Origin of the sequence: Clostridioides sp. ES-S-0048-02 (genome assembly GCF_020658495.1) — a bacterium.
GTDB lineage: Bacteria > Bacillota > Clostridia > Peptostreptococcales > Peptostreptococcaceae > Clostridioides.
This window is the reverse complement of sequence record NZ_JACVWH010000005.1, coordinates 39,261-58,049: the sequence shown is the minus strand read 5'-3', so window position 1 is coordinate 58,049 and position 18,789 is coordinate 39,261. Positions and strand designations below refer to the sequence as shown.

Here is an 18,789-nt window from a genome sequence, read left to right as displayed (position 1 = left end):
CCTTACTTAATGCAATATTATAACACAAATAGGAGTAATTTTGTAATTAATAGAAAAAATGAATTTGCTATAATATTCTGTACATTGTAGATATGTATAAACAAAATGTATTAATAAGTCTATATTTTTATTTATTTATTTTTGACAAATATTATAAAAATTATGCCAAAGTTACATATAAATAAATAGGAGGGGATAAATTTGAATAGGATAGTAGATAGAAAAAAGAAAAATGAATTTAGAAAAATTGTAGCTATTTTCTTGTTAATTCTTTTCTTGTCTGTATTTATAGGCAGTTTCATATATATAGATAAAAGTTTAAGACCAACAATTACAGTTTTAGCAGAAACAAAAGCTCTTGAATTGGCAAACAGGTCTATAAATAAAGCTGTTGCTGAAATGGTAGAAGGGAAAATAAATTATGAAGATTTAATGGATATACAGCTTGATAATAACGGAAAAATAACTATGATACAAGCAAATACTATTATGATGAATGAAATTGCATCTGCAATAGCTTTAGAAATACAAGATGAATTAAAAAAAGGTAAAACAGCAGATTCTTACATACCTATAGGAACAGCATTAGGAAGTCCTATATTAGCTAAATACGGCCCTAAACTTGAAGTATCTATTGAACCTATAGGAACAGTATCAGTAAACTTTAAAACGGAATTTGAGTCTTCAGGCATAAATCAAACAAGACATAGGATATATTTAGAAGCTCAAACTCAAGTGAAAGTAGTAATCCCACTTATAACTTCAACAAAACAAATTAAAGCTCAGATACCTATCTGTGAGACTATAATAGTAGGTGATGTTCCAGAAAGTTATGTAAATATACCTGAAAAGAACCTTGGCAATGTTTTACCTAACACTGGAAAAAATACTAACAAATAATATTAATGATATTTATTTTTTAATAAATTTGAAATAATAGTTTATAAATAAAAATTATGTCAATAATAAGTAATAAATAAGAATCAATATAGTTGTAATAAAAATTAATATAATTGTAATAAAAATTTATGTTTTAAAGTATGTAAAATATTTAATATATTTGGTCTGTAGAGTGAAGAAATATGTCTTCAGACCAAATATATTATAAACATTTATTTAATGATGATTTAAGAGTTACAAATTACTTATATAATTTATTATCTAAAGCATCCATTTAATAAATACACCATAACCTACAGCTGGGTCATTTTCAATGGCATGAGAAACTGCTCCTATTATTTTATCATCTTGTACTATTGGAGTACCACTCATACCTTGTACAATACCACCAGTTTGAGCTAAAAGGTTTTTGTCAGTGATTTTAATTTTAAAACTTTTACTCTCAGGATGGTTTTGGTTTTCTATATCTATAATTTCAATATTATATTTTTTACATTCATTAGAGTTGTTTTGTAAAATTATTTGAGCTTTTCCCAGCTTAACTTCATTTAGTGAAGCTACCTTATATTTTTTTAAGCTAGAAATATCAAAGTTATTAATTTGACCTCTTATTCCAAAATCAGTGTTTTCTGTAAAACTACCAATAATATTTTCTCTTTTTGCATTTATACATCCAACACTACCTCGATAGGATTTTTCTATGTCGAGGTGCTTAGTTGTAGAAATTGAACCTGATTTTATAGGTATTTTTCTTGAATTACCAACACTTATTGGGTGACCTACGGCACCAAATTCTGAGGTTTCTGGATTGATATAAGTCAAAGTAGCAAATCCAGAAAGTAAGTTATTAAAACTAATTTTTTCTAATATGTGTTTAGTTGTTTTCATTGTTAAAAGTTGACCACCTCTATTTAATAAAATAGACACTGGTTTTTCTTCTGGTAAAGCATTTAGTGTATTAGCAAAATCACTATATCCATCAACTTCTATATTATTTACTTTGATTATAGCATCACCTAATCTAAATGGAGATGCTTCACCAGGACTTCTAACGATGATATTTTTTAGTTCTGCATCAATTTGAAGAACATTTCCTATAGGTATTAAATATTGAGATTCACTTTTTTGTAAATTTTGTGCATAAATTAAATTATTTGAGAAAAAATATAATAAAAATAAAAATGTTAAAACAATTGTAAATTTTGACTTAGCTAAGTTGTTTCTTTTACTTAAAGATTTATCTTTAAAATAAAAATTTTTAAATTGCATAGAACACCTCTTTCTTATTAAAATATTTTAATAATAAAATTGAAATTTTCTTGCTGCTTCAATATTATGTTGCTCAAGAATCAGTTTTTGATGCTTGGAAAACTGACACAATAACTCCTTAGTTTTCATAAAAATAAATAAAATAAACAAGGTATATGATAAAATAGATACATATTCATATAAATTTAAAATAGATAATAGCTGTCTATCATTGAAAGGAGCAAAAGATGAAAAAATATAGATTGTTAGTTACTTGTATAATTGCCATGGGAATTATAATTATAGGTACATCAAATCCAGTTACCAATTTTTACAAGACAACAAATTTAATTAATTCAGGCACTACTAAAAATGAAAAAACAGATAAAGATGAAAATAAAAATATAAAAGATAAAGATAAAGATGAAAATAAATCAAATTCAAAAAGCAAAAATGATAATAAGTCAGAGGATAATAAATCAGATAATAAAACAGAAACTCAAAAAAATAAAAAGTTTTTAATTTGTATAGACCCAGGGCATCAAGGAAAAGGGGATAGTAATTTAGAACCAGTAGCTCCAGGTTCTTCATCTCAAAAAGCAAGAGTATCTTCAGGAACAGAAGGTATAGCTACAAAGAAAGCAGAGTATGTTTTAAATCTTGAAGCATCTGTAGTTTTAAAAAATATATTAGAGTCTAAAGGTTACAATGTAATAATGACTAGAGAAACACATGATGTAAATATAAGTAACTCAGAAAGAGCAATACTTGCTAATGAGAAAAAAGCAGATATGGTTGTAAGAATACATGCAGATAGTTTAAATAATTCTTCAAAGACTGGTGCATCTATATTAGTTCCTGAGAAGGATGGAAAATATACAGCTCCTATATATGAAGATAGTAATAGATGTGCAGAATTCATCAAAACAAACATGGAACAAGCTGGGATACAGATAAATGGAATTGTTCAAAGAGGAGATTTGACTGGATTTAACTGGTCAAAAGTGCCAGCTGTATTAGTAGAGATGGGATTTATGAGCAACTATAATGAAGACCAAATGATGTCAAATCCAGAATATCAAAGAAAAATGATGCAATGTGTAGCAGATGGATTAGATGAATATTTTAAATAAAACATAAATAGAGAAAAAAATTGGGATGGTACTATTTTCCTAATTTTTATCTCTATTTTTTATTCAAATAATAGTGAAAAAGCAAATTACAAGGCTACATACCTGTTTGTATAAGAGACTACAAACCTACATTAAATGGAAAAATAGACATTTACATATATGACTATATTTTCATAATAAACCCTAACTATATAGTTTTGTAAAGTTAGATAATATTTAGGAAGAATTTAAAGCTGATATACTTTATTAAGAAAAGACCAAAAAAAGAAGAAAACAACAAAAAGAATTATGTGTATTATAGGAAGAAAACTAAATAAAGAAAACTTTTTACTATCACGAGTTTTGATTAATGAAATAATATATGAGATAGGATATAAACCAGCAAGTAGCATAGTAATTAAAGCAATCACAGATTGTATAATCTCACTTAAAATCTTCCAGTTTACCATTCCTAAATCAGCAACAGAAATGATAGTTCCAATCCATGTTATTAGAGAAAATGGAATTGGCAATGCATAAATAATATAAATAATAATGAAATATTTTTTCTGTTTAATAACTATTTTTCACCTCCGTTTAGATAAATAACCTGTAGCACCACTTATCGCCTAAGGCAAGCAAACGTAAATTGGTTTTATTCTATTCTAATAATTGTGTCTGTAAATATCAAATGATTTGCATTGTGTCAAAAACTTATATTAATGTTCATAAGAAATTTTGTTTATTTGAGAATCAATCAGAAACCATTTTATAATTTAAAGATTAAACAGGCTACAAAGAAATTATAGCATGCATGTATTTTTTAGTCGATAAAGAAGTTCTATCATTGATGAAAGTATCTATTTTTATTTTACATAATACAGCTATAAAGTTTATTCTCAGTTAAATTATTGTAAATATAACTAAAAATATTGGTAATACTTGATTTAAGTTTAAAAAGAATATATTATAGTATAGAATGTGTAAAATTTTTTTGAGAGGTGTTAGAATGCTAGTAGTAGAAAACGTAAGCCACGGATTTGGAGCAAGAACAATATTAGAAAATGTATCCTTTAGACTTAGAAAAGGTGAACATATTGCACTAGTTGGCGCTAATGGAGAAGGAAAATCGAGTTTTTTAAATATAATAACGAAAAAGCTTATGCCTGATGCTGGAAATATAAAATGGTCTTCAAGAGCTACAGTAGGTTACTTAGACCAACACACAGTATTAAGTAAAGGTAAAAGTATAAGAGAAGTGCTTAGAGAAGCTTTTAAGCATATGTTTGATTTAGAGCAAGAAATGATTGCTATGTATGACAAGATGGGAGAAGCTAGTGATGATGAGATGAGTAAGCTTCTTGAAGAAACAGCAGAAATACAAACTATACTTGAAAATAGTGGTTTTTATATGATAGATGCAAAGATACAAGAAGTTGCAAATGGTCTTGGTCTTGGAGAGATTGGTCTTGATAAGGATGTAACTGATTTAAGTGGAGGTCAAAGAACAAAAGTACTTCTGACTAAACTTTTACTTGAAAATCCAACTATTCTTATACTGGATGAGCCTACAAACTATTTAGATGAGGAACATATAACATGGCTTACTAGATATCTTCAGGAATATGAAAACAGTTTTGTTCTAGTATCACATGATATTGACTTTATAAATAATACTTGTAATGTAATATATCATATGGAAAATGGCGAGTTAAATAGATATAAAGGTAATTATGATGAGTTTGTAAGACTGAATGATATAAAGAAACGTCAAGAAGAGCAAGCTTATGATAAACAAGTTGAAGAAAGAAAAAGGTTAGAAGATTTTGTAGCCAGAAATAAAGCTAGAGTTGCAACAAGAGGAATGGCTAATAGTAGACAAAAACAACTAGATAAGATGGAAATACTAGAAAGACCAAAGGAAAAGATAAAACCTACTTTTTCTTTTAAAGATGCCAGAGCAGCAAGCAAGATAATCTTTGAAACAGAAGACTTAGTTTTAGGTTATGATGAAGCGTTAACAAAACCACTTAACTTCCATTTAGAAAGAGGAAAGAAGGTTGCTTTAAAAGGGATGAATGGTATTGGTAAATCTACATTATTAAAAACATTACTTGGAATAATAAAACCATTTGGTGGAAATGTTAGATTGGGAGACTATTTAGAAGTTGGATATTTTGAACAAGAGAGTTCAAGAGAAAATAATAATACACCTATGGATGAAGTTTGGAGTGAATTCCCTGGTCTTACGAATTTTGAAGTTAGACAAGTCCTTGCAAAATGCGGACTTACTAATGAGCATATAACTAGTCAAATGAGAGTATTAAGTGGAGGCGAAGCTGCCAAGGTTAGACTTTGTAAAGTTATGCTAAAAAATATAAACTTTTTAGTACTAGACGAGCCTACAAACCACTTAGATGTAGATGCAAAAGACGAATTAAAGAAAGCTATAAAAGAATTTAAAGGTACAGTTCTTTTAGTATGCCATGAGCCAGAATTCTATTCAGAAATTGTCGATGATGTATGGAATATAGAAGATTTCACTACTAAAATCGTTTAGGTAATTAATTTGTTACTGGGGGGATTTCATGAAAAAGTTTCTAAATATAATTTTTTCAGTGTGTATAAGTGTGGTTGTAATAGTAGGTGCTATTAATTTTACTGTTGGATTTAAGCAACTTTATTATTTTGATATTGATTATTTAAACATATCAGAGTTATCTGGTTTATCTAAAGATGATATAAAATTAAATTATGATTACTTAATAGATTACAACCTAAGTAAGGATGTATCTGAGTTTAAGTTACCAACATTAGAATCTTCTCCAGAAGGGAAAATACATTTTGAAGAAGTGAGAAATATATTTCAAAATATCAATAAATTAGCTAAGTTATTAATGGTAATTTCTTTGGTGGGAATTATATTAAGTATAAAAAATAAAAATATAAAACTACTAAAAACTACATCAATGACATTGATAATAATGCCAGTAGTGTTGGCACTTCCTATTTTGTTGAATTTTGAAAAATCATTTATTATTTTTCATAAATTATTATTTAGAAATGATTATTGGATATTTAATCCTGATTTAGACCCAGTTATAAATATGCTTCCAGAAGAATTTTTCTTTCATGCTGGAATGATGATTTTAATATTGATTTTTGCAGTAAGCATGTTGATTTTTGCAATGTATAAATTATGTAAATTATTTAAAAGTAGAAAGATATAAGGTAGAGCGATATAAATTAAAACTTATATAATAAAAATAGCTATGTAATATTATTTAGACGAAAATGAGTCAAAAAATATTTATGCATAGCTATTTTTAATAAAAAATTATTTTTTGCAAGTAATTTTAACTAAGTCTTGAAATTTTCCCATAATATAATTATAATTATATTTTTTATGAGGTAGTATACAGCTACTGCAATCTTTAATGCCTTTCTCTGTGTACTTAAAGTTTCCTCCACAATTTTCTCCTAAAGCATATAAAGGACAATAGCAAAATAAACAGTTAAATTCTTCTGGTTTATCAGTTTTATGACAAGGGAAAAACTCACAATCTTTGTGATTAAAAAATTTATAATTTTCGCCCATATTTTCCTCCTAATTTAAATAAAATATGAAATCTTTTATAACTATATAAGATTTTGGTGATAATATAATTATACAATATTTTTATTAATAGTTGATAATATAGTACTCTTAATCATATTATTAATGGTATAATTAGTCAACAGAGAAATAATGTAAGTGTTTTTAATACAATTAGATTATGTTTTATAACAAAAAATGAGGTGATTAAGTGAAAGAAATTCAAGAAAGAGCACTTCTTGTAGGTCTGAATTTGACAACAATAGTTAAAAAAAGTGATGATATAGACACTAACGAATCCATGGAAGAACTAAAAGAATTAGCGAAGGCTGCTGGAGCAGAGGTTGTAGGTAGCTTAATTCAAAATAAGCAAGCTGTTGATGCAGCTTATTATATAGGAAAAGGTAAGGTAGAGGAAATAAGAGCATATAGTGAATCATTAGATGCTACTTTAGTAATTTTTAATGATGAATTATCTGGCGCTCAAATTAGGAATATTGAAAATGTTGTTGGAAAAAAAGTAATAGATAGAACTACCTTAATTTTAGATATATTTGCTCAAAGAGCACTTAGTAAAGAAGGTAAATTACAGGTCGAATTAGCACAATTAAAATACAGATTACCACGACTTTATGGAATGGGTGGTGAAATGAGTAGAACTGGTGCAGGAATTGGAACAAGAGGACCTGGTGAACAAAAGTTAGAAGTAGATAAAAGACATATACTTAATAAAGCAGCGGATATAAGACGTGAACTTAAAGAGGTAAAAAAGAATAGAGAGACACAAAGAGTTAAGCGTTTAAAATCAAATATACCAATTGTAGCACTTGTTGGATATACAAATGCAGGAAAATCGACCTTACTAAACGAATTAATAAAGACACACAAGGATTATGAACAAGAAAAAGAAGTTTTTGTAAAAGATATGCTTTTTGCAACTTTAGATGTAACTTTAAGAAAAGCTATTTTGCCAAACAAGAAAGAATTTTTAGTAGTAGATACTGTTGGATTTGTTAGTAAACTTCCCCATGATTTAGTAGAGGCATTTAAGGCTACACTAGAAGAAGTACAATATGCAGATTTAATTTTACACGTAATTGACACAACGAACACTAGTTATGAATTGCAAAAAAGTACAACTGAAGGTGTATTAAAAGAACTTGGTGCAAATGATAAAAAACATATACTTGTATACAATAAAGTAGATAAGCTAGAGTTAGATATATATCCTAAGAGTCAAGAAGATATTGTGTATATATCTGCAAAACAAGGCATAAATATGGATAAACTATTAAATATGATAGAAATTGCTTTAATGGAAAATACTTATTCAGTAAGTTTGATGTTACCTTATGAAAGAGGTGATATATTTAGTAGAATAAAAGATAAATACAATGTGGAGAATTTTGAGTATGGGGAAAATGGTGTAACATTAGATGTAAATTTAGATGAAGAAGATTTTAATATCTATAGAGAGTACATATTAGAAAAATAGGTTTGATATGGATATAAATTGGGAAAATATAGATAATCTTGAAGATTATTTTATAACCTATCTTCTTTACAAAGAATCTAAAACAGTATCTCAAATTAGTAAAATTAGAAACATTTCAAATGTTGAAGCAAGTGAGCAACTTATACAAGCAAAGTTGAAGATAAAAGAAATGCAAAAAGATGATTTTGAGGCATCTAAGGACATTTTAGATAAATTTTTAGAATTAGATAAAATTAAGAGACTTGATTTTATGGATAGCTTAGATGACGAAAAAATGGTATACTTTAAGAGAAAGGTTTTCAAAAGAATCCTTGTAGAGAAAAATGCTGAAGATTTGATTGTTTTAATTTGGGCAACAGGTGAGCTAAAAGATGATAGATTTTTGAAGTTACTCCATCAGCTCACAAACCACAGACACTCAGATATTAGAAGAATAACTTATTCAGCAATAAGAAAGATTGAGTCACCAAGTAGTAGAGAAGTCTTACAAAAAGGTCTCTACGATAAAAATGCACAAACTAGACAATATTGTGCAAAAGCTCTTTCAAAATTAGGAGATGAAAACAGTTTAAAGATTTTACAGCAGTTAAAAGATAAGAATAAGAATTTTGAAAAAGAGTACGTGCTTAGAGCTTATGATGAAGCCATTGAAGCATTATTAAATTTGAAAAAGTAATTTTTTATTAAAGCAATTTGTTTACTTAATGATTTATTTATGGAGTTTAACAAGGTAATTAATAAATTAATGGGAGGGGTTTCAAATGATAGTAAGACGTTGTGCAGGTGGAGTAGTGTTTTATGCTAATAAAGTACTTATTGTAAAAAATGATAGAGGTGAATGGACACTTCCAAAAGGAAAGATACTTGGAGGAGGACTTCCATATGAAAGTGCTGTTGAAAGAGTTAAAGTAGAAACTGGCATAGACGCTAAAATGATAGATGTAGCTGGCGATACTATGTATGAATTTTTCTCAAGAAGTAGACAACAAGAAGTTTGCAATGCGATAATGTGGTATGTTATGGAAGCTTGTAATACTGAATGTGTACTTGCTCCTGAATTCCAAGAAGGTGGATTTTACAAGATAAAAGATGCTTTAGAAATGTTGTCACATCATAAAGAGCAAGCTTTAGTTGAAGTATCTTATAAAAAGTTTAAAGAATTAAAGAAATTAGTTTCAGAGGGCGACGATGTTCCAGCAAACTAGTAGTGAATTTATAGAGTTTTGAGGAAGGGATAGACCCTTCCTTTTTTAATTCCAAGTTTTAGAAATGTATACTTTATAGTTTATCTGATTTGTATTTTAATAAATTATATTGATTTATGTATCAATAAATTATATTAAAAATAAAAATTAAAAATCTTGTGATTTTATTATATAATTGTCTTATAATGCTAACTAAATGAATACTAAAAATTCTATTTACATTTTAATTGGAGTAATTTTTATAAATAAAGATATATTTTAGCAAATGACAAAAATAGGAGGAGTTATAATGAGTAATTATAGGACATTACACGAATTTGGAACAGATGAAATAACAATTGAAAAATCTGTTTTTATTGGATATGCTAAGCCTATACAAAGTGAAGAAGAAGCAGTAGAATTTATAAATGAAATAAAGAAAAAACACAAAGATGCAAATCATAATGTGTGGGCTTATACAGTTGGACAAAATATGAATATACAAAGGTATAGTGATGATGGAGAGCCACAAGGAACAGCAGGGATACCAACATTAGAAGTCATAAAAAAAGAGGACTTGAGAGATGTAGTAGTAGTTGTCACTAGATATTTTGGTGGTATAAAATTAGGTGCAGGTGGTCTGGTTAGAGCTTATACAAAAGGTGCTAAATTAGGCTTAGAAGCTGGAAAAATAATTAGTAAGGTAATGTACCAAGAAGTTAAAGTTAAGATAGATTATACTCAACTTGGAAAGGTACAAAATGAACTGATGAATTTAGGGTACTTTATAAAAGATACCATATATGAGGATAATGTTGAGATAATAGTATATTCAAAGTTAGAAGATGTGGAAAAACTATCAGAGAAAATGATTGATATAACAAGTGGAACAGGAAAGATAGTTTTAGGCGAAGAATTTTATTTATCTGAACAGGATGGAGAAATTTTACTATAAAAATCTTACTGTAATTTAAGCTAAAAGTAAAAAAGTAGAGTAGCAATATAGAAGATAAAAGCATAAAAATAGAATAGTTATATAGAAAATAAAAGCCATTAATTTATATTAAAATAATTTAATGGCTTTTATCAGACTTTGCACAGAATCCTTTTTTAACTTCAAATAAACCAACTAAAAGTAAAAACACTCCAAATATTTTCTTCAATATATCAGACGATAAATAATTAGCTAATAGTGAGCCAAATATAGCTCCTAACACTCCAAATACAGCTATTGGAATAACTAATTTGAAAATTACGTTTTTATTTTTGATATGTATAGCTAATGCTATCAAAGTCATAGGTATGGAGGAAAGTAAGTTTACACTCTGTGCTATTTTAGTATCTATACCAGCAAGTAAAACGAGAGCAGGAATAAGAATAGTTCCACCGCCCATTCCCATTCCTCCAATAATTCCTGCAAAAAATCCAATTAAAGCAAATAACATTAAAACACCATCCTTAATGCTGCAATTATCATAATCAAGCCAAAAGAAATCCTAAGAAACTTTCCAGTAACTTTATTTAGTAATTTAGCCCCTATAATACCACCAACAATACTTCCTGCCGCAACTTTTATTGTTAAGTTAATGTCGTAAGTTCCTTTAGAAACATATAAAACAGAACTTGCTGTTGTCAAGAAAATGATTATAGAAAGAGCTGTTGCATGAGATTTATGTTCTTCTACCTTCACAATATCATTTAATATTGGGACTAAAAGAGTACCACCTCCAGAGCCAAATACTCCGTTTATAAATCCTGTAAATACTCCAATTATCGTATTTTTTATATTGAAATCAAAATATTTTTTCCTTAAGTTATTAGTATTTTTCATAAAAACCACCTTCTAAAATAGTTTTACCAAAATAGGCAAATTATATTTATATAAAATAATATTAAATATAATCTTTCATTTTTGCTTAAATTTGAATAAAAAAAAACATGTTAAAACAACATATTAATATATGGTATAATATATTCAAACAAAGTAGTAAATTGAGAGGAGATAACAATGTCGAATATAAAAATACAAATAGACAAAACTGTAGAATGGCTTAAAAATAAGGTTAATGAGGCAAATGCAAAAGGATTAATTGTTGGTGTATCTGGAGGAATTGATTCAGCAGTAGTTGCCAATTTAATTAAAAAAGCTTTTCCAGAAAACTCTATGGGAGTTATAATGAGCATAAAAAGTAATCCTCAAGATAGAGAAGATGCACTTAAGGTTATAGAAGGATGTGATATAGAATATCTTGATTTAGACCTTATAGAACCACAAAGTGCTATATTAGACATGGTGGTAGGAAATTTAAAAGAGAAACATTTATATAGAGAAGAATATTTAAAAATGACAGATGCAAATTTAAGAGCAAGAGTAAGAATGAGTACTATTTACACAATTGCTAATAACTTAGGATATTTAGTTGTTGGTACAGATAATGCTGCAGAAATACACACTGGATACTTTACTAAGTTTGGTGATGGTGGAGTTGACATTTTACCAATTGCAAATTTAACTAAAGCTGAAGTATACGAATGGGCAAAAGAACTTGGTGTTCATGAAGATTTAATAAATAAAGCTCCTTCAGCAGGTCTTTGGGAAGGACAAACAGATGAAAATGAAATGGGAACTACTTACAATATGATAGATGCTGTATTAGAAGGTAGATTAGATGAAGTTCCTCAAAGAGACCAAGAGATAATAGAAAGACTTCATAGAATAAGTGAACACAAGAGAAAAACGCCTGCACAACCTCCTAAGTTCTAATTTACTATTTTCAAGATTTGTGATAAAATTTACAAGTGATAAAAATTAGAATAATTAATTGTACGTATTAAGGAGTGGAAATATGGGACGTATAGGAAATATAATTAATAGAAAAGGTAAACAAGATGCTCAAAGAGCAAAAATATTTACTAAACATGCTAGAGCAATAGCCGTTGCAGCTAAAGAAGGTGGAGCAGACCCAGAATATAATGCAGCATTAAAAACAGCTATAGAAAAAGCTAAGGCAGATAATATGCCAAATGATAATATAGATAGAGCTGTTGCTAAAGGTGCTGGTGCAGGTGCTGGAGAAGACTATGAAACTATAGTTTATGAAGGATATGGACCTGGTGGGGTTGCTGTTATAGTAGAGACTTTAACTGACAATAAAAATAGAACTGCTGGTAATGTAAGATATTACTTTGATAAAAACGGAGGAAACCTAGGAACTACTGGATGTGTGTCTTTTATGTTTGATAACAAAGGACAAATATTAGTTGGTGCAGGAGATGGCGTTTCAGAGGAAGAATTAATGGATGTTGCATTAGAAGCAGGTGCTGAAGATTTTATAACAGAAGAAGATGGTTATGAAATAATAACTACACCAGAAGATTTTTCTAGTGTTCGTGATGAATTAAAAGCAAAAGGGTATGAATTTATATCTGCTGATGTAAAGATGATACCTCAAACTACAACTGTACTAACTGAAGAATCTCATTTAAAAATGATGAATAAATTAGTTGATATGCTTGAAGAAGATGATGATGTTCAAGATATATATCATAACTGGGAAATGGAAGAATAAATATTCTAATATCTTAGAAATGTATACACCTCTGAGCCATGTTTGCATAATAATATGTTAATATGGTTCAGAGGTGTTTTTATGTCTATAAAAATTGTTCTATAAAAATATATCTTATAAAATATTGTAGATATTAAACATCCTATTATAGGAGATATGAGAGTCAATGGAAATCCAGTTAAGTTGATGACAACAAAAGCTCAAATTAATGTACCAGCGCCATCTTTAGGAGAAAATAATGAGGAGATTTATAGAAGTTGGCTTGGCTTTGATAGTGGTAAAATAAATGATTTAAAAGAAAATGGAGTTATCTAATTTTAGAGGAAAAGTATAAATATAATATTCATTATCTTCTAAGAATTGTAAATCAAATCTAAAATTATCAGAAGCATTTAAGATAGGAAAATCTATTTAGACACTAAGTCTTTTTGGATTTTCCTATTTTCGTTAAAAAATTTATACTATTGGAACAGGTACATAGATGTACTAAACTAAAGTATTAACAATTTAAATTAATAGAGAATAAACTATTTATATGTTGAATAAAGGCCTCCTTATTAGAGTTTAAATAAACTTGTGAATATATTACCTAAACTATTTTAGTGAAAATATCAAAAGTGAGACCGCATTCTCAAAAATGAGACTGTGTTTTTTAAGTATTTTCTCGAAAATGAGACAAAAATATTGTTTTATGGGTTTTGTTGGATAAAAATTCTTTCGTGAATTACAATCTAATCAATTCTAAAGTTAAAAATTATTAAAAATTCAGTGAAATTTATGTATATTTTGTTTATTTTATCAAAAAAAACAGTTTTTTAACAAAAATAGAGAAATTAAATATAAGTTGGCGTAGAACTTGCTACTATATATTAACAAGAAAGTGTAGAAAAAATAACAATAAATAATGGGGGGAATATGATGGGATTTGTAATGGACAATTTGAAAAATCTTAAGGTGGAAGTTAAGGATAAAGTCTGTGTTATTACTATAAATAGACCTAAAGCTTTAAATGCTCTTAACAATGACACTCTTAGAGAATTATCTCAAGTTATTGATGTAGTATCAGAAAAGGATGAAATATTAGGAGTTATTATTACTGGAGAAGGTAAAGTTTTTGTAGCTGGAGCTGACATACGTCAGATGCAAAACTATAAAAGTGAAGAAGGCAGAAAATATGCAGGTTATGCCCAAGGAATTTTTGATAAAATTGAAGCTCTTGAAAAAATAGTAATAGCAGCAGTTAATGGATATGCATTAGGTGGTGGATGTGAACTTGCTATGAGCTGTGACATTAGAATTGCATCAGAAAAGGCTATATTTGGGCAACCTGAAGTTAATTTAGGAGTCATTCCATGTTTTGGTGGAACTCAAAGATTATCAAGACTTGTTGGAACTGGGATAGCCAAGGAATTAATTTTTACAGGAAGGCAAGTAAATGCAGAAGAAGCTAAATCTATTGGTCTTATTAATAAAGTGGTTCCAAGTGATGTGCTTTTACAAGAATCGATGAATATGATGAACCAAATAGTTGAAAAAGCACCAATAGCAATAAGATATGCAAAAGTTGTTATTAATAAGGGGATAGATATGGATTTAAAAAATGCTCTTGAATTAGAGAAAGATATTGCAGGTTTAACTTTTGCTACAAGAGATAAGCAAGAAGGAATGAATGCCTTTATAGAAAAGAGAAAACCGATTTTTGAAAATAAGTAGCTATTATAACTATTGAAACAAATATAGAACATATTTAAAATCTAAATTTCGTGAAAAAATACATATAGTTTTATAGTTTAATTTTAAAAGGAGTTAATTTATGAATACGGGAGTAATTATAAGTTTAGTAGGGATTATCATAGCCCTATCCCTTCTAGTTGTAATGGTTATGAAGGGCGTAAATATTTTTATAATAGCAATTGTATGTTCATTATTAGTTGCTATAACAGGAAATTTAAATGTGTATGATGCACTTAAGGTGGATTATATGACAGGATTTGTTGGATTTCTTCAGGCAAATTTCTTTATTTTCCTAACAGGTACCTTAATGGGAAAAATAATGGAGATTACTGGAGGAGCAAAATCTATTGCTAAGATGATTGTAAGATGGATTGGGAAGGATAAAGCATTACTTTCTATTCCAATAGCTTGTGGAATATTAGCCTATGGGGGAGTAAGCGTTTTTGTTGTAAGTTTTGCTGTGTTTCCGATAGCTTTAGAAATTTTTAAAGAAGCTGATTTGCCACGACGATTTATACCAGCAGCCTTGACTTTTGGATGTTCAACTTTTGCTATGGTTGCACCAGGGGCACCTCAGATTCAGAATATTGTCCCAGCTTCAACATTAGGAACAGATATTATGGCTGGAGCAGTAAATGGATTTATATCATGTGCAGTAATGTTTATAGTTGGAAGCATTATTTTATACAAAATGGTTTCAAAAGAAAAGGCTAATGGTGGGCATTTTATAGCACATGAATCAGATACATTTGATGAAGTAGCAGCAACTAATTCCAAGAGAGAAAATGGTCCTAATGGTCTAATTGCATTAATTCCATTAATAGTATCAATCTTGATAATCAATGTGAAAATTAATGGAAAAGCAATAGTACCAATTGAGGTAGGAGTATTTATTGGAGCTTTATTAGTGTATTTATTGTTAAATAAATATCAAGATAATACCAAAATAGTTGGACATGTTGGTGATGCATGTAAAACTACAGTAGTAGCAATATGTAATACTTGTGCTGTAGTTGCATTTGGCTCAGTTGTAAAATCAGCAGTTGGTTTTGACTTCATAGTTAATGCTATGACTAATATTCCTGGACCTCCTATTGCAGGGGCTGCAGTTGGGACTACAGTTATTGCAGGTATCTGTGGGTCAGCTTCAGGTGGACTTGGAATTGCGGCTCCACTTCTTGGACCAGTATTTTTAGCTAAGGGTGTTTCTGCTGCTGCATTAACTAGAACTATGGCAATTTCGTCAGCAGCATTAGATTCACTTCCACATAATGGATATATCGTTACTGTAACAAATGGTCTATGTAATGAATCACATAAGGATGCTTATATGCCAATATTCTGGGTAACTGTTTTAACCCCGATTATTGGAACTGTAGTAGCAGTTCTTCTGTTTACGATGTTCCCAGGATTACCATAACAGAAAAGATAAAAAGTATAAATTATATTTTGATATTGTAGAATCAATTTTCAAAGTATGTATAATAAATTTTATGTTTTAATAACATAAATACCATATTTAAAATACCAAGTTGACAGTATAAGGAGGAATTGAAAGTGTTAAATAAACCATTAGAAGGAGTTAAGGTCATTGACTTAACATATTTTGTAGCAGGTCCAGGTACTTCTAAAATATTAGCTGACTGGGGTGCTGATGTTATTAAGGTAGAACCAAGCTTTGGAGACCCAGGAAGAAAGACAGGGGCAACAATGACAATGCCAATAGATGATTATAATAATCCTTTTTACAGCACATATAATTCAAATAAAAGAGGCTTGTCTATAAATCTTAAGAGTGAGGCTGGAATTGAAATTATGGATAAGCTTTTAAGTGAAGCAAACGTATTTGTTTCAAGCTATAGAACAGGAGCGCTAAAAAGACTAGGTCTTGACTATGAATCATTAAGTAAAAAGCATCCACATCTTATCTGGGGACAAATAAATGGTTTTGGTGATTTCGGACCTGCTAAGGATAATGCAGGTTTTGATACAGTTGCTTTTTGGGCAAGAAGTGGAGCTATGCTTGATATTGCAGAGAAGGATACAAGTCCAATAAACCCACCTATAGCCTTTGGAGATGCCACAACTTCTTGCAGTTTATCTGGAGGTATATGTGCAGCTTTATACCAACAATCTAAAACTGGAAAAGGACAAAAAGTAATGGCATCTTTATTTGGACAAGCAATATGGAATGCATCATCTTTATTAGCATCTACACAGTTTAGCGATGAGTATCCAAAAACTAGAAAAAATGCCATTTCTCCAGTAATAAACTCTTATCGTTGTAAGGATGGAAAGTGGATATTCTTAAGCATTCTAGAGCATGAAAGATATTTTGAGGCACTTTGCAGATTATTTGGAAGAGAAGATTTAATAAAAGAAGAGAAATTTGCATCTTCAGTAGAAAGTAAGAAAAATGCTACAGAACTTATTAATATTTTGGATGGTGAATTTGCAAAATTTACTCAAAATGAGATGGTTGAAAAGCTTACTACTGCGGATATAGCCCATGAGAGAATTCAACATGTTAATGATGTGGTAACTGATGAACAAGCTATTGCTAATAACTATATATATGAACATACAAGTAAAAATGGAAATAAGACAATGCTTGCATCCACTCCAGTTAAGTTTGGGAATATTGAAGTTAACATGACTTGTGATGCTCCACTTATAGGAGAACATTCAGATGAGATATTGAGAGAGCTTGGATACAGTGATTCTGATATAGAAGTTCTAATTGAGTCTGGAATTGTAGCAATGAATAAAGAAACATGTGAAGTACGTTAATGAATAGGAGGAAATTTTATGGATTTTAGATTAACAGAAGCACAACTAATGCTTCAAAGAGTAGCAAAAGAATTTGCAGAGAATGAAATAGCACCAATAGCTGCTGAAACAGATAGAACAGGTATTTTTCCAAGAGAGCTTTTTAGCAAAATGGCTAAAATAGGCTTTAATGGTATTGGAACACCTGTAGAGTATGGCGGTTCTGGTGGAGCAGATATAGAAAAGGTAATTGTTGTTACTGAGGTTGCCAAAAAATGTGCAGCATCTGCAGCAATATTATCAATACACACAATATACGCTCAAGCTATTTTGAAATTTGGTACTGAGGAACAAAAGAAAAAATACCTTCCAATGATGGCTGAAGGTGGGTGTGTAGGTGCCTTTGCTTTAACTGAGCCTAATGCTGGTTCAGATGCTGCAAGAGCTGCAACAACTGCAATTATTGATGAAGCAACTGATGAATACGTCTTAAATGGGACTAAGTGTTTTATTTCTGGTGGAGGTCAAGCAGAATCATTAATAATATTTGCATTGACAGAGCCATCAAAGGGAATAAAGGGCATGTCTGCTATCATCGTTGACAAAGGTACGCCAGGTTTTTCAATAGGAAAAATTGAAGAAAAAATGGGTATCCATGGTTCAGAAACTGCAGAGTTAATATTTGATAATTGTAGAGTTCCAAAGTCTAATTTATTAGGAAAAGAAGGGAAAGGCTTTAACATAGCTATGACTTGTCTAGATGGAGCAAGAATTGGAGTTGGAGCTCAAGCTGTAGGAATTGCGGAAGGCGCTTTAGAAGAGAGTATCAAATATTCTAAAGAAAGAGTTCAGTTTGGCAAGCCAATTTCAGCTTTGCAAGGTATTCAATGGTATATAGCAGATATGGCGACTATGGTGGAATCAGCAAAGTTGTTAGTATATTATGCTGCAGACCTGAAAGCTAGAGGGGAAAGACACACTAAAGAAGCTGCTATGGCAAAATACAATGCGTCACGTACTGCAAGAGAGGTTACAAACCTAGCTCTTCAAATCCATGGAGGATATGGATATATGAAGGATTATCCATTAGAGAGAATGTACAGAGATGCCAAGATAACAGAAATTTACGAAGGTACTTCAGAAATACACAAGGTTGTTATTTCAAGAGCAGTACTAGGATAGG

The 18,789-nt window shown here is 29.5% G+C and carries 20 protein-coding genes; 16 read left to right on the top strand and 4 right to left on the bottom strand.

Annotated elements, in window-relative coordinates; all coding sequences use genetic code 11:
- Positions 1–201: 201 nt before the first annotated feature.
- Positions 202–900, top strand: coding sequence for a sporulation protein YunB (gene yunB / locus IC173_RS08555; RefSeq protein ID WP_227855418.1), 699 nt, complete (start codon positions 202–204; stop codon positions 898–900).
- A 261-nt stretch (positions 901–1,161) separates the two neighbouring features.
- Here the strand turns inward: yunB and IC173_RS08550 are convergent, their stop codons facing one another.
- Positions 1,162–2,169 carry a SpoIVB peptidase S55 domain-containing protein gene (locus IC173_RS08550; protein WP_227855417.1) on the bottom strand — a complete coding sequence of 336 codons (1,008 nt, stop codon included), beginning with the start codon at positions 2,167–2,169 and terminating at the stop codon, positions 1,162–1,164.
- A 227-nt stretch (positions 2,170–2,396) separates the two neighbouring features.
- Between IC173_RS08550 and IC173_RS08545 the strand changes: the two genes are divergently transcribed.
- From IC173_RS08545 to IC173_RS08530, 4 genes are all read left to right on the top strand, one after another.
- A complete protein-coding gene (locus tag IC173_RS08545; protein WP_227433391.1) occupies positions 2,397–3,281 on the top strand; it encodes an N-acetylmuramoyl-L-alanine amidase family protein in 885 nt (294 codons plus the stop codon).
- 288 nt (positions 3,282–3,569) lie between these two features.
- A complete protein-coding gene (locus tag IC173_RS08540; protein WP_227845551.1) occupies positions 3,570–3,800 on the top strand; it encodes a hypothetical protein in 231 nt (76 codons plus the stop codon).
- Between the two features lie 469 nt (positions 3,801–4,269).
- Positions 4,270–5,820: an ABC-F family ATP-binding cassette domain-containing protein gene (locus IC173_RS08535; protein WP_227433389.1), complete on the top strand. Its 1,551-nt coding sequence runs from the start codon at positions 4,270–4,272 to the stop codon at positions 5,818–5,820.
- Between the two features lie 28 nt (positions 5,821–5,848).
- Positions 5,849–6,490 carry a TIGR01906 family membrane protein gene (locus IC173_RS08530; RefSeq protein ID WP_227824744.1) on the top strand — a complete coding sequence of 214 codons (642 nt, stop codon included), beginning with the start codon at positions 5,849–5,851 and terminating at the stop codon, positions 6,488–6,490.
- Between the two features lie 107 nt (positions 6,491–6,597).
- On the opposite strand, the gene IC173_RS08525 is transcribed toward IC173_RS08530, so the two are convergent.
- Complete coding sequence (locus IC173_RS08525; RefSeq protein ID WP_227855416.1) at positions 6,598–6,858, bottom strand: cysteine-rich small domain-containing protein; 261 nt, start codon at positions 6,856–6,858, stop codon at positions 6,598–6,600.
- 208 nt (positions 6,859–7,066) lie between these two features.
- Here IC173_RS08525 and hflX point away from each other — a divergent pair, with 208 nt between their 5' ends.
- From hflX to IC173_RS08505, 4 genes are all read left to right on the top strand, one after another.
- On the top strand, positions 7,067–8,350 hold the full coding sequence (hflX, locus tag IC173_RS08520; RefSeq protein WP_227855415.1) for a GTPase HflX: 1,284 nt from the start codon (positions 7,067–7,069) through the stop codon (positions 8,348–8,350).
- A gap of 7 nt (positions 8,351–8,357) precedes the next feature.
- Entirely contained in the window at positions 8,358–9,026 is a 669-nt protein-coding gene (locus IC173_RS08515) for a HEAT repeat domain-containing protein (protein ID WP_227433385.1), read from the top strand.
- A gap of 85 nt (positions 9,027–9,111) precedes the next feature.
- Entirely contained in the window at positions 9,112–9,555 is a 444-nt protein-coding gene (locus tag IC173_RS08510) for an NUDIX domain-containing protein (protein WP_227433384.1), read from the top strand.
- Between the two features lie 289 nt (positions 9,556–9,844).
- On the top strand, positions 9,845–10,489 hold the full coding sequence (locus IC173_RS08505) for a YigZ family protein (RefSeq protein ID WP_227482980.1): 645 nt from the start codon (positions 9,845–9,847) through the stop codon (positions 10,487–10,489).
- Between the two features lie 118 nt (positions 10,490–10,607).
- On the opposite strand, the gene IC173_RS08500 is transcribed toward IC173_RS08505, so the two are convergent.
- Together IC173_RS08500 and IC173_RS08495 are read right to left on the bottom strand one after the other, a co-directional pair.
- Entirely contained in the window at positions 10,608–10,979 is a 372-nt protein-coding gene (locus IC173_RS08500) for a sulfite exporter TauE/SafE family protein (RefSeq protein ID WP_227433382.1), read from the bottom strand.
- A complete protein-coding gene (locus IC173_RS08495) occupies positions 10,979–11,365 on the bottom strand; it encodes a sulfite exporter TauE/SafE family protein (RefSeq protein ID WP_227433381.1) in 387 nt (128 codons plus the stop codon). Before IC173_RS08495 ends, IC173_RS08500 begins: the two co-directional genes overlap by 1 nt.
- Positions 11,366–11,542: 177 nt before the next feature.
- Between IC173_RS08495 and nadE the strand changes: the two genes are divergently transcribed.
- The 7 genes from nadE (at position 11,543) to acrC (ending at position 18,788) form a co-directional block, all read left to right on the top strand.
- Positions 11,543–12,298, top strand: a complete 756-nt coding sequence (gene nadE, locus IC173_RS08490) for an NAD(+) synthase (protein ID WP_227433380.1) — start codon at positions 11,543–11,545, stop codon at positions 12,296–12,298.
- Between the two features lie 82 nt (positions 12,299–12,380).
- On the top strand, positions 12,381–13,103 hold the full coding sequence (locus tag IC173_RS08485) for a YebC/PmpR family DNA-binding transcriptional regulator (RefSeq protein WP_227433379.1): 723 nt from the start codon (positions 12,381–12,383) through the stop codon (positions 13,101–13,103).
- Positions 13,104–13,259: 156 nt separating this feature from the next.
- The gene (locus tag IC173_RS08480) at positions 13,260–13,418 is read left to right on the top strand and encodes a hypothetical protein (RefSeq protein ID WP_227433378.1); all 159 of its coding nucleotides are present in this window, start codon (positions 13,260–13,262) and stop codon (positions 13,416–13,418) included.
- 603 nt (positions 13,419–14,021) lie between these two features.
- On the top strand, positions 14,022–14,816 hold the full coding sequence (locus IC173_RS08475; protein WP_227855414.1) for an enoyl-CoA hydratase-related protein: 795 nt from the start codon (positions 14,022–14,024) through the stop codon (positions 14,814–14,816).
- A 100-nt stretch (positions 14,817–14,916) separates the two neighbouring features.
- Positions 14,917–16,257 (top strand): GntP family permease, encoded by a 1,341-nt coding sequence (locus IC173_RS08470; protein WP_227482978.1) that lies wholly within the window; start codon positions 14,917–14,919, stop codon positions 16,255–16,257.
- A gap of 137 nt (positions 16,258–16,394) precedes the next feature.
- Entirely contained in the window at positions 16,395–17,627 is a 1,233-nt protein-coding gene (locus IC173_RS08465) for a CaiB/BaiF CoA transferase family protein (RefSeq protein WP_227433375.1), read from the top strand.
- 18 nt (positions 17,628–17,645) lie between these two features.
- Positions 17,646–18,788 (top strand): acryloyl-CoA reductase, encoded by a 1,143-nt coding sequence (acrC, locus tag IC173_RS08460; protein ID WP_227433374.1) that lies wholly within the window; start codon positions 17,646–17,648, stop codon positions 18,786–18,788.
- Position 18,789: the final 1 nt, after the last annotated feature.